This window comes from Nocardiopsis sp. MG754419, from assembly GCF_018207095.1.
In the GTDB taxonomy this organism is placed as follows: Bacteria; Actinomycetota; Actinomycetes; order Streptosporangiales; family Streptosporangiaceae; genus Nocardiopsis.
The window spans coordinates 1-13,209 of sequence record NZ_QOCZ01000063.1; the positions used below are offsets into that span (position 1 = coordinate 1).

The window sequence follows — 13,209 nt, forward strand, 5'->3', positions numbered from 1 at the left end:
CCGTGATCCTCGTCCGCTCCGGTCGCGGCGTTGAGGTAGTCGAGTGCGTTGCGCACATGGTCCGGCGCGGACTCGGGCAGCCAGTGCGCGATGGTGCGCACGGCCTCCAGCATGAGGGCGGGGGAGGGTGTGGGGCCGCTGGGCAGTTCACAGCAGGGCTGCAGCGCTCGCCAGGCGACCGTGCTGACGATGTCGAGGACACCGCACTGGCCCGGGCGCCAGGCGCTGATCTCCTGCGGGGTGGCGGAGATGAGGTGCTCCCAGTCGCCGGCGGTGGCGATGACCGCCCCGCGGACCGGCTCGGAGAGTTCGGAGCAGTCCACCGTCTGCGTGCGCAGGCTCGGCAGGAACTCGGCGAGGGGGACGTGGTCCCACTGCTCGACCGCGAGTCGGGCCAGGCCGTGGGCCAACCAGGGCGGACCGGCGATGTCCAGGACACGCGTGACCGGCAGGGACCGCCACCAGCCATCGAACAACCGGTCGTGTCGGAGCAGGGATGCCACGTCCGGCGACCTCGACCAGCGCAGGGCGGGTGCGAGGTCGACGAGGCAGATCGGAGAGACGGCGTTCATCCGCTGGGGACCTCGACCTCCTGGTGTCTGCACGTGAATTGGGGAGGAACCGCACGGGCCTTCGGTTCGATGCACCACAGTACGCGCCTCGGGCCCGGTGAAGAACGGGCCCCGGGAACGCTCCGGCCCTGCCGCGAGAGGACACGGAGGACCGAGGGGCGGGGGTGCCGTGAGCACTTCACGAGATCGTACGTGGCCGGAGCGCACATGGGTAGTCCCCGGCGGACCCGGTGAGAACCGGCCACCGTGGGTGATCACCGTGGTGGGGGAGATCCATGACGAACATGTCGCATCTTGTGTGAGTCACCTCATAAGTGACATCCGGCTCTTCTCGGGCCCGGTGAACGTTGTTCCGAGAGCGGTCACCGGCGCGTCCGGTCCCTCACCCCTGGGCCCGGCGCCACGCCGGAAGTTCGGACCCGTGAAGGCTCGAACGGCCTGATCAGACCGAATCCGGCGTGTCCCCGTCGGGCGCGGGTATGCTGGTCCGGCACTGTCCTCGCCCGAGCGCGCACATCGGCCGGGTGGCCGCAGCCGACCCCGGGGCCGACGGTGCTCGGACATCGCGGGCCGGCGGCACACCGCCCCCCACCAAGACTTCCGTTACCGCGCACCCCGGTGCTCGGCAGGCGTGGGACGGTCGATCCGGATGATTGGTTGACGTGACAGACCTTGAGATGAATCCCCCCGCTTCCGGTGCCACGAACAGACCGGAGATCATCCGGTCCTACGTGGCGATCGGTGACAGCATCACCGAGGGGATGGAAGACGACAGCGGACCGGGCGGCGCCTACCGGGGTTTCGCGGATCGTCTCGCCGAACACCTGGGCAGCCTGTCCCCGGACTTTCGCTACGCCAACCTGGCCGTGCGCGGCCGGCGGATGCGGCACATCTTCGGCGAGCAGCTCGAACAGACCTTGGAGTGGAAGCCCGACCTGGTCACCGTGCTGGCCGGCGGCAACGACGTCCTACGCCCCGGCAACGACCTCGACGCCCTGGCCGAGAAGTTCGAGTGGGGCGTGCGCCAGCTGCGCGACGCGGGGATCCGTGTGGTGATCCTGGCCGGCCACGACACCGGGTGGATCCCGGTCCTGCGTCTGTACCGCGGCCGCATCGCGGTCTTCAGCATGCACATGCGCGCCGTGGCCGAGCGCACCGGCACCGAGATCGTGGACCTGTGGGCGCTCAACGCCCTCAACGACTTCCGGGCCTGGAGCGACGACCGCCTGCACCTCAACGGCGCCGGACACCAGATCGTCGCCGCCCGCGTCGCCGACCTGCTCGGCCACCCCCTGGGCCCGCCCGACTCGTGGGCCGACCCCTGGGCCACGCCGCCCCAGCAACTCCCGCGGATCCTGCGCCGTCGCGAGAACCGTCGCTGGGCGCGTCAGCACCTCGTCCCGTGGCTGCGCCGCCGCGCCATGGGCCGCTCCTCCGGGGACGGTCGCATGCCCCGCCGTCCGGAACTGGACTACCTCCACGACGAGGAGACCCGCGAGCACCTGCGGACGCGGTTGTTCGAGGCCGGGGCGGACACCCACTTCAACGACGACTCGGTCGGGGACACACCGCCCATCAGCAGCCCGTCGGGCACCAAGGGGCCCGAGCCCCTGCGCTGAGCCGCCCTCCCGAGCGTGAACGCCGTGGGGCCCGCACCGGATCCGGTGCGGGCCCCACGGCGTCGTCGGCTCCCGATCACTGTCGGGACAACGACTGGATGAGGTCGCTGACGTGCACCACGCCCAGGCACTGGCCGTAGGGGTTGGTCACGATGAGGTCGTCGTAGACGCGTTCGCGGTCGCGGCCCGCCACCCGCAGCGCCGCGATCGCCGACATCCACGCCGGTACGGTCCGCGGCGGCTCCGCCAGACGCAGGGCCGGCCGTTTGGCGTGCAGTGCGTGCCCGTAGCGGCCGGTCACCGACAGCAGGAACCGCGTGCGGTCGATCACCCCCGTGGGGCGTTCGCGGTCGTCGATGAGCACCACACTGTTGAGCGCGGTGTCGGTGGTGAAGGCCTCCAGGACGTGCTCTCCGGTGGACTCGGAATCGAAGTCCAGCGGCGGCACCATGAACTCGGTGACCTTCGGACCGGTGTCCGCGTCGTCGAGAGCGGTGGCCGCCGGTTCGGGGACCGGCGTCACCTTCTCCCCGGGGCGCCAGTCGGGGTCGGCGAAGAACGTTCCGGCGCCCAGGCGTACCCCGCACTCCCGCAGCCGGACGATCTCCTCGCTCCGGGCCACACCCGTGGCCAGGGCGTACACGCCGCTGCTGCGGCCGATCCGGGACAGCCCGTCCACGATCCCGCCGTGGCGCTGGTCGGCGTCGATGCCCGACACCAACGTCGGATCCAGCCGGATGAGGAACGGGGTCGCCTCCAGCACAAGGTCCGGCCGGGCCATCGCGGTGCCGAAACCGCACCGGAAACCCACCGAGCGCAGTCCCGCCACCCCCGCGAGGACCAGATCCCGCGGCAGGTCCACCAGGTCGGGGGTGAACATGAGGGTGACGTCCCGGGGACGTCGCCCGGTCCGCCGCATCGCGCTCTCCGCCAGGGCCGGCAACCCGGGTCCGTCGGCCAGCACCACCGACGGCAACGGCAGCACCAACGGCAGTGGGGTGTCCGCGCCGCCCACGGCCCGCACCAGGGCCGAGGACCACTCGGTGACGAGCGCGGCCACGCGGCCGCTCCCGTCCGGCCGCCCCAGCCCCTCGGGCACGGGGGCGATGACCTCGACGGCCACGACCGCGCCGGAGTCCAGGTCGACCACGGGACGGAACGAGGGTCCCCGGCGCCGGTTCGACCCGTGTCGGGCGCCGGGGCCGGGAGCCGGATGCGCGTGTGCGGAGTGCAGGGTGGACACCACTCCATGGTGGCCGGTGGGCCGGGTCGACCTGAAGCCCTGTCCGTGGCTGTTCAGCCGTTCTTGCTCCGTGCGGAACCGGTTGTTCACGCACGGGCGACAGGGTTCGCGCACACGACTGTGGGCGCCACCGAGAGTGACGCCCACAGGGGATGACGCGGAGGGATCAGGCGCGTCGGAAGGCCACCGCGATGTTGTGGCCACCGAATCCGAAGGACTCGTTGATGGCGGCCACGTCGCCGGTGGGCATCTCCCGCGGCTTGTCGCGGACGATGTCCACGACCACCTCGGGGTCGAGCTCGGAGATGTTGATGGTCGGCGGGATCAGGCCGTCGTGCAGCGCCAGGATCGTGGCGATCGACTCCACCGCGCCCGCGCCGCCCAACAGGTGGCCGGTCATGGATTTGGTGGAGGTCACCGCGACCCGGTCTGCGGCGGCGTCGCCCAGGGCCGAGCGGATCGCGCGGGCCTCACCGACGTCACCGGCCGGGGTCGACGTGGCGTGCGCGTTGACGTGCACGATGTCGGACGGCTCCAGCTCGGCGTCGGACAGCGCCTGCGTGATGGCCCGGGCCTGGCCCGCGCCCTCGGGGTCGGGCTGGACGATGTCGTAGGCGTCGTCGGTGTAGCCCACACCGGCGGCGTGCGCGTACACGCGGGCGCCGCGCTTGGCGGCGTGCTCGGCCGACTCCAGGATCAGGATGCCGGCGCCCTCGCCCATGACGAAGCCGTCGCGGTCCTTGTCCCAGGGGCGGGAGGCGCTCTGCGGGTCGTCGTTGCGCGTCGACAGGGCGCGCATGGACGCGAAGGAGGCGATGTTCAGCGGGTGGATGGCCGCCTCGGTACCACCGGCGATGACGATGTCGGCGCGACCGGCGCGGATCATGTCCACGCCGTTGGCGATCGCCTCGGCGCTGGAGGCGCAGGCGCTGACCGGGGCGTGGGCGCCGGCGCGCGCGGTGAACTCCAGGGCCACGGCGGCCGCGGGGCTGTTGGGCATGAGCATGGGCACGGTGAACGGGGAGACCCGCTTCCAGCCCTTCTCACGGAAGGTGTCGTACTGCTCCAGGATGGTGAGGATGCCGCCGATCCCGCTGGAGACGACCACACCCAGACGCAGGGGGTCGACCTCCGGGGCGCCGGCGTGGTCCCAGGCCTCCTGGGCGGCGATGAGCGCGAACTGCTGGGTCCGGTCCAGGCGCCGGAGCCGGGGCCGCGGCAGCTTCTCGGAGGGCTCCTGCGCGATCCGTCCGGCGAAGTGCACCGGGAGGGTGTCGTGCCATTCCTCCGGCAGCGCGCTGATACCGGAGCGGCCGTCGAGGAGCGCGGACCATGTGGTCGCGACATCACCCCCGAGGGGGGTGGTGGCGCCGAGGCCGGTGACGACGACATCGGTCTTAGGCATGATCCGATCGCCCTTCTCGTGGGTCGTTCCCGGCCGGCGGCCGAGAGTCGTGGCGAATGAGGTGTGCCCCCGATCGGGGGCGGGACCGCCGGGACAGGGTGGGTCCCGGCGGTCCGACGGAACTACTTCTGGATGAAGTTGATGACGTCCTGGACCGTCTTGAGGTCCTTGAGCCGGTCGTCCGGGATCTCGACGCCGAACTTGTCCTGGGCGGCGACGGCGATCTCCACCATGGACAGCGAGTCGATGTCCAGGTCGTCCACGAAGCTCTTCTCGGGCGTGACCTCGGAGGGCTCGGTGCCGACGATCTCTTCGATGATCTCGCCGAGGCCGGCCAGGATCTCCTGCTCGCTGTGAGCCATGTCTTGTCTCTCCTTGTTCGACGTTCGATGTCGGGGAACGGTCCCGCACGGGACGGGCATGTTCGGTCCCACGGATCAGGGGACGCGGATCACCTGGGCGGCATAGACCAGGCCCGCGCCGAAACCGAGGGTGAGCACGATGCTCCCCGACGGCAGTTCCCCCCGGCCGACCATGCGCGAGAGCGCGAGTGGGATCGACGCGGAGGAGGTGTTGCCGGCGGTGACGATATCGCGTGCCACAAGTGCCTGGGGCGCACCCAGCTTGCGTGCGATCGATTCGACGATCCGCAGGTTGGCCTGATGGGGGACGAAGGCGGTCAGTTCGGAGGGTTGCACACCCGCCCGCTCCAACGCCTCCAGGGCGACCTTGTACAACTCGGTGGTGGTCCACCGGAAGACGGCCTGCCCCTCCTGGTAGAGGTACTTGCCCTCACGCAGGAAGATCTTGTCGGCGCGATCGCCGGAGGAACCCCACACCACGGGGCCGATGCCGTGCTCCTCGGAGGCCGAGACCACCGCGGCGCCGGCACCGTCGGCGAAGATCACACAGGTGGAACGGTCCTGCCAGTCCACCCAGTCACTGAGCTTCTCGGAGCCGATCACCAGCACGTTGCGGGCGCTGCCGGCCCGGACGGCGTCCGCGGCCACGCCCAGGGCGTAACAGAAGCCCGCGCAGGCCGCGTTGACGTCGAAGGCGCCCGGGGCGGTGATGCCGAGTCGGGCGGCGACGCTCGCCGCGGCGTTGGGGATCTGGTCCTGCACGGTGCAGGTCGCCACGATCACCAGGTCGATGTCCTCGGGGGACATCCCCCCGGAGGCCAGGGCCTTGCCGCCGGCGGCCACCGCCATGCTCACGACGGTGTCCTCGGGGCCGGCGATCCGACGCTCCTTGATCCCCACCCGGCTCTGGATCCACTCGTCGTTGGTCTCGACGCGCTGTTCCAGGTCGGCGTTGGTGACCACGTTGGAGGGCTGGAACTCACCGAAGGAGCGGATCGCGGCGCCACCGGGCGTGCTCGGGACGTTGAACATGGTCAGCCTTCCTAGTGGGAGCCCGCGGTGGTACCCGCGTGCTCCTTGATGAGGGCGCCGGCGCGATCGAGGTCGTCGGGGGTCTTCACGGCGAGGAGCTCCACACCGCGCAGGGCGCGCTTGGCCAGCCCGGTGAGGGTACCGGCCGGGGTGAGCTCGATGAGGGCGGTCACGCCGAGGTCGGCGAGGGTCTGTGTGCACGCGTCCCAGCGCACGGGGGAGGTGACCTGCGAGATCAGCCGGTCCAGGTACTCGGTGCCGCTGTCGACCACGGTGCCGTCGGCGTTGGACAGCAGCCGCACCGACGGGTCGGAGGGGGCGGTCCTGCGCGCGGCCTCGCGCACCCGTTCCATGGCCGGGGCCATGTGCGCGGTGTGGAAGGCGCCGGCCACGGACAACGAACGCAGGCGGGCCCGCGGGGGCGGGTTCTCGGCGAAGGCGGCCAGCCGCTCGACGGTGCCCGCGGCCACGATCTGCCCGGAACCGTTGTCGTTGGCGGGGGTCAGGCCCGCCGCCTCGATGGCGGCCAGGACCTCCTCGCGCACCCCGCCCAGGACCGCGGTCATGCCCGTCTCGGCCGCGGCCGCGGCCTCGGCCATGCCACGGCCGCGCTCGCTCACCAGCGCCAGGGCCTCCTTGGGGGAGAGCACACCGGTGACGGCGGCGGCGGTGAACTCGCCGACGCTGTGCCCGGCGACGACGTCCACGAGGGACGGGTCGGCGGGCAGGGGCGCCTCGGGGGCGGACACGCGGTCGAACATGGCGGTCGCCGTGGCCAGGCCGGCGGCGACCAGCAGGGGCTGGGCGACGGCGGTGTCACGGATCTCGTCCGCGTCCGCCGTGGTGCCGTAGCGCACGAGGTCCAGCCCGGTGACCTGCGACCACGAGGCGAACGTCTCGGCCATGCCGGGAAGTTCGAGCCACGGGGAGAGGAAACCGGGAACCTGGGCGCCTTGGCCGGGAGCAACGATTACAAGCACGACATCAACCTTGCCCTGTAGGGGATGGCCAGTTGGATAGGGAGGGGCACGAAGTTCGCCCGAACTCGTTTGTAGAGGATCCACAAAACCAGGCCGGCGTCGTGCCCGTGAGCCCGTGACCAGTGGAAGGGGTCACGTTTCCGACGGTACGCCTCTTCTTCCGGTCCGTGGCCGCCCGTCGGCCCGATCCACGGGTGACGGTCGACACGGGGGTGAGATCGCGGCGACGTCGGTGCGGGATGCGAACCTAGGAACGTGAACACCGAAGACCAGCAACCCGAGGACAGGCCCGAGGACGGCGTGGACGCGTCGACGATCGCCGCGCAGGACGAGTTCCGCGCGGAGACCGTGCGTCGACTGGAACGCTCCATGGGGGCCTTGGGAACCGCCGCCGTGACCCGGATGGAGGAACGGCTGGTCTGGTTCCGCAGGATGTCCGCCCAGGACCGGTCCTGGATCGGACTGGTGGCCCAGTCCGGTGTGGCCGCCTTCGTGGACTGGTTCCGCAACCCGCAGCGGGGACGCCCCGCGATCACCGTGGAGGTCTTCGGCACCGCCCCGCGCGAGCTCACCCGTTCGGTCTCCCTGCAACAGACCGTCGACATGATCCGCGTGGTCATCGAGGTGGTCGAGGGGCAGGTCGAGGAACTCGCCGCCCCCGGCGGCGCCCAACAACTGCGCGAGGCCATCCTCCGCTACACCCGCGAGGTCGCCTTCAGCTCCGCGAAGGTCTACGCCCGCGCGGCCGAGGCCCGCGGCGCCTGGGACGCCCGCCTGGAGGCGCTCATCGTCGACGCCCTGCTGCACGGGGACCGTGAGGACGGGTTGCAGACGTGGGGGTCGGCCCTGGGCTGGTCGCACACACCGGTGATCGCGTTGGTCGGTGTCCTGGGCGACCAGGACGGCGGTAAGGCCATGGACGATCTGCGCGCGGAGGCCCGGCGGCTGGGGCACGACGTGCTCGCGGGTCTGCAGGGTCGGCGGATGGTCGTGGTCGTGGGGGTGGGCGACCGTTACGCGGCCGAGGACCTGCCGGCGGCCGGTGCCGAGCCCCTGGCCGGGCTCTTCGGGCCCGGCCCCGTGGTGGTGGGTCCGGCCGTTCCCGACCTGCGGTCGGCGGGAACCTCGGTGCGCGCGGCCGTGAACGGTTTGCGCGCGGCGGTGGCCTGGCCGGACGCGCCCCGGCCGGTGCTGGCCGATGACCTGTTGCCCGAGCGCGCGCTGGAGGGCGACGTCGAGGCCCGCCGCCAACTGGTGGAGGAGGTCTACGTGCCCCTGCAGGGGGCCGGTTCGCCGTTGCTCGACACGTTGTCGGTGTACCTCGAACACGCCTCCTCGCTGGAGGCGACCGCACGCATGCTGTTCGTGCACCCGAACACGGTGCGCTACCGGCTCAGTCGTATCGCCGAACTCACCGGTCACATCCCTTCGGACGGTCGCGGTTCCTTCGTCCTGCGTATCGCGGTGGCCTTGGGGCGGTTGTCCGAAACCCGCGCCGAATGATCGGAACGCCCGGTTTTCGCCAGAACCGAGACAACGGACCAAATCCGTCGTAACCTGATCGTTGCCTGTCGAATCATCTCACTTATAGAAGTTTCACCAGTGCCGGGTAGATCTGTGTGCGAACGCGTGCGCCCGGGGCCACGCGAAGAGGGATAGATTTGATACGGGCAGGCCGTGGGTGGTGGCGAGGGTGGCGAAAACCCTCGGGCAAGGTTCTCCGCGCCGCCCCATCACGACGTTCTTGGGGGTCCAACGCAGTGGTCGAGCGACCGAGGAAGAGGCTCCGGGTGCTACGCCCGGTGATCGATTTCGTTCTGCAGCCCACACAGGAGGGTGAGCTTCGTCGACGGGTCCTGTTCTGGGTCCCGGCGCCGCTCCCCATCCTGGGGCTGGTCTACTTCTTGGTGGGAGGTGCCTTCTCCGCCGCCGGCTGGACGATACTGCTGGCCTCCAGTGTGGGCGTGGCCGCCCTGTTGCTGGCCACCGTCGTGCAGCCCACCCCGTTGCCGGAGGGGTTGGCCCCGCCGGTCTCGGCCCGGCGGTCCTTGCACCGTTTCCGCCAGTTCACGCAACTCCGGGTGGCCTTGGCCCTGGTGCCGATGGGCATCGGCGCGGCCGCCGCGATCGTGGGCGGCGGCATGTACCCGCTCTTCGCCGCCCTGGCCCTGGCGTGGCCGCAGCTCCTGCTGGCCATGCCCACGTTCTTCACCATCACGCGGGCCCGCCGCGCGATGGAGGCCTGGGGCACCACCGCCTACCTGTGGCACGCCCTGTCCCGCCCGGCGAAGGTCACCTGGCCCATCGCCACGCCCCTGGCCCGCTCGTTCCGCGCCTGGCGCACCGAACGCGCCCGTCGCCTGGCCCTGCAGAAGATCCAGGACGAGGAGCAGGACAAGGCGTGGAAGGACGCCGTGGAGACCGAGCGGGGCAATCCGACCGAGCCCACCAAGGCATCGGAGGAGGAACGCACCGAGGACGGGACGTTGCAGCGCACCCGTCGGCTGCGCGCCCTGCCCGAGGAGGACTCGGACAACGAGCCCACGGCGCTCATCCCGCACCTGGAGTCGCGGGAAGAGGACACCGCCGACGCGTCCGACAAGGAGTCCGCCGAGGGGGATCCGGCCCCGGGTGATCCGTCGTCATCGTCGTCCGGGCCGCGTGCCTCGGTCGATCGGGCCGCCCGACGGATCCTGGACCAGGGTGGCGCCCTGGGACTCGGCGTGCGCAACCGCCGTCGTGGTCAGGCCAACCGGCGACCGCCCTCGCACAAGCCCTAGGCGTACCGACCACGGGCGCAGACCCCGGTCGAGCCCCTGAAGAACACCGCCTGAACGCTCCTCGTGGCGGCGCCCGCACCGGGCGCCGCCACGGTCGTGTCCGGGGCCGGTGCCCGGGGGTAGCGAGCCCGGTGCGCGGAACCCCCGGAGCGTGAAGACCGGGGCGATGCCGCCGCCACGAGGCCCGAGCAGGTGGTGGTCACACCCGTCGAGGGGGTGTGCGCGAGCACCGATGACACCCGGGCCGGTCGGACTCGGTGGCCAGGGCCCGGGGCCGGATCCGGCCACAGGGTTCCGCCGCCCGGGGCACCGAACGGCGGGCGCGCGGCGCCCGGCGTCTCAGACCGCGCCGTTCGCCCTCACAGGTCCACCGAGCGTCGCACCTCGGGCAGTGCGTCGTCGCCGCCCTGGGGGCAGTGGTACCACCGTGCCAGCGCGTCGCGCCCCTCGAACCGGACCTCCCCGATGGTGTTGCCGAAGAAGGGCCGCTCCGCCAGGGCCCACCGCAGCGGAGCGCGCCGCACCCCGGCCAGACGGGTCATGATCGCGCCCGCGAGGTGCAAGGGTGCGCTCGCCGACAGGGTGGCGGCTCTGCGGAGGTTCACGGTCAACTGGTTGCACAGCGCGGAGGAGACCAGTTGGGTCACCCGGGAGGACGTCTCGCCCGCACGTGCGTGGGCCCGGGCCCGGTACGAGAAGTGCACGTCCCCACTGAGCAGCAGGACCGTGGCCGGGGCCGGGCCGCGCTCACCGCGGGCCACCTCCAGCACCGCGTCGGCCAACCGGTGGAAGGAGTACTGGAAGGCGCCCCAGTGTTCGAGGTCCAGACCTTGGCGCAGTCGCTCGGCCGGTCCTCGGGCGGCCGAGCCCCAGGCGCCCCCGCACACGGCCTCGTTCCACGCCTCCAGATGGTGCACCGCCGGCGGCAGGAGCACCGGCACGGTGGAGGCGACCACCACGTGCTCGGGTCCACCGGTGAGGTGTTCGTCCAACCAGTCGTGCCCGTCGGGCCCCAGGATGGACCGGGAGCCGTCCGACGGGTCGCCCTCGCCCAGGGCGCGTCCACAGCGGGTGTCGGTCACCAGGACCCGCACGTCGCCGATGTCGTGGCGGTGACTCCAGCGGTAGGAGGACGGTTCGGTGTGCGCCCGCCAGGCGAAGGCGTCGAGGACGTCGCCGGCGTCGTCGCCCCGCTCGCGCGCCCCGGTCAACTCCGCCCACAGCGGATCCTTGTCACGGGCCTCGGGCGAGAGATTGCCCACGTGCTGGTACACCCAGTACGCGCCCAACCCGCTCGTCACCCGGGTCCGCCACCAGGGGTGCGCGTCCATCGACCGCCGCCAGGCCGCCGAGGTGTTCCAGTCGTCGCGGATGTCGTGATCGTCGAAGACCATCAGGGTGGGGACGGTCGACAGCAGCCACCGCACCTGCGGGTCCGACCAGGCCTGCCGGTACAGCTCGGCGTACTCGTCGTAGTGCACGACCTCGTCGTCGGGCGCGTCGTCGTCGCCCTCCTCGCGCGCCCGTGCCAGGAAGGCGCGCATCGGTTCCTGGAGCTCGTCGGCGTACACCTGGTCGCCGATGAGCAGGAGCACCAGGTTGTCCTCCACCTCCTCACGGGCCAACCGGCGCGCGGTCGCGCGCAGCAGGTCCGGCCCGTGGCGAACGAGCCCCTCGGGGGTGTCGCCGGTGGGGGTGTGGCAGGACCCGTACAGCAGCCGGGTGGGCGCGTCCTCGTCCAGCGTGCGCAGGCGACTCGGCGGCATCTCATGGTCGGGTTCGGGCCACACCCGGTCCTCGTCGAGGAAGATCTCGTAGGCCAGGGACGAACCGGGGGGCAGGTCGCCGATTTCGCAGACGGCGTAGTGATGACCGTGGACCGTGAACGTGCGGGCGACCTCGACCACACCGTTCTCCAGTCGAATCCGCACGTCACAGGGGTGATCGGTCTCCACCCACACCGTCGCGGTGGAGGTCCCCACATGCCGCAGCAGTGGCCCCAGACGTAACGAGACAGTCACCCTTTCCCCTTCTTTCGTCCTTTTTTGCGCACGTTGACGACGAGTATGGCCCCTTCCGGACGCTCCCGTCATCCACAGGTTCCCGGCGGATGGTTGCACCCGGGCCCGGCCTGCGCGAAGGTGGGCGCTATGCGGACACAGATCCTTGAGCTGCGCACCGGTGGCTCGGAGAGCATCACCGACATCACCGGACCGTGCGGCGACCTCGTCGCCGAGGCCGGCGGTGACGGCCTGCTCAACGTCTTCGTCCCGCACGCGACCGCGGGCGTGGCGATCATCGAACTGGGCGCCGGATCCGACGACGACCTTCTCGCCTCCCTGGACGACCTGCTCCCGGCGGACGACCGCTGGCGGCATCGGCACGGATCCCGGGGGCACGGTCGGTCGCACGTCATGCCCGCCTACGTCGCACCACAGACCACCGTGCCGGTGATCTCCGGAAGACTCGAACTGGGGACCTGGCAATCCATCGCCGTCGTCGACCTGAACGTGGACAACCCCGACCGGCGGGTCCGGTTGTCCTACCTCAGGTCCGACTAGACGGACCGGACCGTGCCGCCCCGGCACGTGCGCGGGATCGTCCGCGCGTTGACGGGAGCAGGCACTAGCGTGTGAACTAGGCCATCAACGATGGTTACGGACCCACGCGACGGGCGGCGAAAAGCCCGGCATCGTTGTGACAACTGCTTCGTGCAGGCAAGATTGAGAAAAACCATCTGTGGAGGAGAACTTTCGTGAGCGCGACCGCGGGCCAGGCACAAAGCGAACGCGGCTTGGCTGACCGACTCGGATTCAAGCCGGGTCAGGTGGTGCAGGAATTCGGCTTCGACGAGGACGTCGACGAGGGACTGCGCGCATCCATCGCCGAATTCACGGGCGAGGCGCTGGTCGACGAGGACTACGACGGTGACGTCGACGCCGCACTGCTGTGGTGGCGATCCGATGAGGAAGACGACCTCACCGACGCGCTGATGGACACGGTGACCACCATCGCCGACGGAGGGACCATCCTGGTCCTGACCCCGAAGGCGGGGCGTGATCTGCACGTGTCCCCCAACGACGTCGCCGAGGCCGCCTCCACGTCGGGGCTGTCCCAGACCAGCGCGGTCAGCATCGGCGAGGACTGGTCGGGCACGCGCCTGGTCGTCCCCAAGCGGTAGCGGACTCGTAGTCCGGCGTCGCGCGCCCCGATCAG

At 71.1% G+C, this 13,209-nt stretch carries 11 protein-coding genes and 1 pseudogene; 5 read left to right on the plus strand and 7 right to left on the minus strand.

Features of this window, described 5'->3' with window-relative positions; all coding sequences use genetic code 11:
* Window positions 1-572, minus strand: a pseudogene (locus DSY14_RS14185) (hypothetical protein); the annotation flags it as partial.
* A 677-nt stretch (window positions 573-1,249) separates the two neighbouring features.
* Here DSY14_RS14185 and DSY14_RS14190 point away from each other — a divergent pair.
* Complete coding sequence (locus DSY14_RS14190) at window positions 1,250-2,191, plus strand: SGNH/GDSL hydrolase family protein (protein WP_211717017.1); 942 nt, start codon at window positions 1,250-1,252, stop codon at window positions 2,189-2,191.
* A gap of 76 nt (window positions 2,192-2,267) precedes the next feature.
* On the opposite strand, the gene DSY14_RS14195 is transcribed toward DSY14_RS14190, so the two are convergent.
* The 5 genes from DSY14_RS14195 to DSY14_RS14215 form a co-directional block, all read right to left on the minus strand.
* Window positions 2,268-3,434 carry an EAL domain-containing protein gene (locus DSY14_RS14195; RefSeq protein ID WP_307851223.1) on the minus strand — a complete coding sequence of 389 codons (1,167 nt, stop codon included), beginning with the start codon at window positions 3,432-3,434 and terminating at the stop codon, window positions 2,268-2,270.
* 166 nt (window positions 3,435-3,600) lie between these two features.
* Complete coding sequence (gene fabF, locus DSY14_RS14200; protein WP_211717018.1) at window positions 3,601-4,839, minus strand: beta-ketoacyl-ACP synthase II; 1,239 nt, start codon at window positions 4,837-4,839, stop codon at window positions 3,601-3,603.
* Window positions 4,840-4,961: 122 nt separating this feature from the next.
* Entirely contained in the window at window positions 4,962-5,201 is a 240-nt protein-coding gene (locus tag DSY14_RS14205) for an acyl carrier protein (RefSeq protein WP_211717019.1), read from the minus strand.
* A gap of 75 nt (window positions 5,202-5,276) precedes the next feature.
* Window positions 5,277-6,233, minus strand: coding sequence for a beta-ketoacyl-ACP synthase III (locus tag DSY14_RS14210; RefSeq protein ID WP_211717020.1), 957 nt, complete (start codon window positions 6,231-6,233; stop codon window positions 5,277-5,279).
* A gap of 11 nt (window positions 6,234-6,244) precedes the next feature.
* Window positions 6,245-7,138 carry an ACP S-malonyltransferase gene (locus tag DSY14_RS14215; protein WP_249187872.1) on the minus strand — a complete coding sequence of 298 codons (894 nt, stop codon included), beginning with the start codon at window positions 7,136-7,138 and terminating at the stop codon, window positions 6,245-6,247.
* 330 nt (window positions 7,139-7,468) lie between these two features.
* Between DSY14_RS14215 and DSY14_RS14220 the strand changes: the two genes are divergently transcribed.
* Complete coding sequence (locus tag DSY14_RS14220; protein WP_211717022.1) at window positions 7,469-8,716, plus strand: helix-turn-helix domain-containing protein; 1,248 nt, start codon at window positions 7,469-7,471, stop codon at window positions 8,714-8,716.
* A gap of 299 nt (window positions 8,717-9,015) precedes the next feature.
* Window positions 9,016-9,993 carry a hypothetical protein gene (locus DSY14_RS14225; protein ID WP_211717023.1) on the plus strand — a complete coding sequence of 326 codons (978 nt, stop codon included), beginning with the start codon at window positions 9,016-9,018 and terminating at the stop codon, window positions 9,991-9,993.
* Between the two features lie 359 nt (window positions 9,994-10,352).
* Here DSY14_RS14225 and DSY14_RS14230 read toward each other — a convergent pair whose 3' ends face one another.
* Window positions 10,353-12,014, minus strand: coding sequence for an alkaline phosphatase D family protein (locus DSY14_RS14230; RefSeq protein ID WP_307851224.1), 1,662 nt, complete (start codon window positions 12,012-12,014; stop codon window positions 10,353-10,355).
* Between the two features lie 129 nt (window positions 12,015-12,143).
* Here DSY14_RS14230 and DSY14_RS14235 point away from each other — a divergent pair, with 129 nt between their 5' ends.
* Together DSY14_RS14235 and DSY14_RS14240 are read left to right on the plus strand one after the other, a co-directional pair.
* Complete coding sequence (locus DSY14_RS14235) at window positions 12,144-12,554, plus strand: YjbQ family protein (RefSeq protein ID WP_211717025.1); 411 nt, start codon at window positions 12,144-12,146, stop codon at window positions 12,552-12,554.
* A gap of 194 nt (window positions 12,555-12,748) precedes the next feature.
* Window positions 12,749-13,174 carry a DUF3052 domain-containing protein gene (locus DSY14_RS14240; protein WP_211717026.1) on the plus strand — a complete coding sequence of 142 codons (426 nt, stop codon included), beginning with the start codon at window positions 12,749-12,751 and terminating at the stop codon, window positions 13,172-13,174.
* The last annotated feature ends 35 nt before the right edge of the window (window positions 13,175-13,209 follow it).

Excerpts from the sequence above, each read along its gene's own strand:
- DSY14_RS14190 (WP_211717017.1), top strand. The coding sequence starts at position 1,250 with ATGAATCCCCCCGCTTCCGGTGCCACGAACAGACCGGAGATCATCCGG.
- fabF (WP_211717018.1), bottom strand. The coding sequence starts at position 4,839 with ATGCCTAAGACCGATGTCGTCGTCACCGGCCTCGGCGCCACCACCCCC.
- DSY14_RS14205 (WP_211717019.1), bottom strand. The coding sequence starts at position 5,201 with ATGGCTCACAGCGAGCAGGAGATCCTGGCCGGCCTCGGCGAGATCATC.
- DSY14_RS14210 (WP_211717020.1), bottom strand. The coding sequence starts at position 6,233 with ATGTTCAACGTCCCGAGCACGCCCGGTGGCGCCGCGATCCGCTCCTTC.
- DSY14_RS14215 (WP_249187872.1), bottom strand. The coding sequence starts at position 7,138 with ATGGCCGAGACGTTCGCCTCGTGGTCGCAGGTCACCGGGCTGGACCTC.
- DSY14_RS14235 (WP_211717025.1), top strand. The coding sequence starts at position 12,144 with ATGCGGACACAGATCCTTGAGCTGCGCACCGGTGGCTCGGAGAGCATC.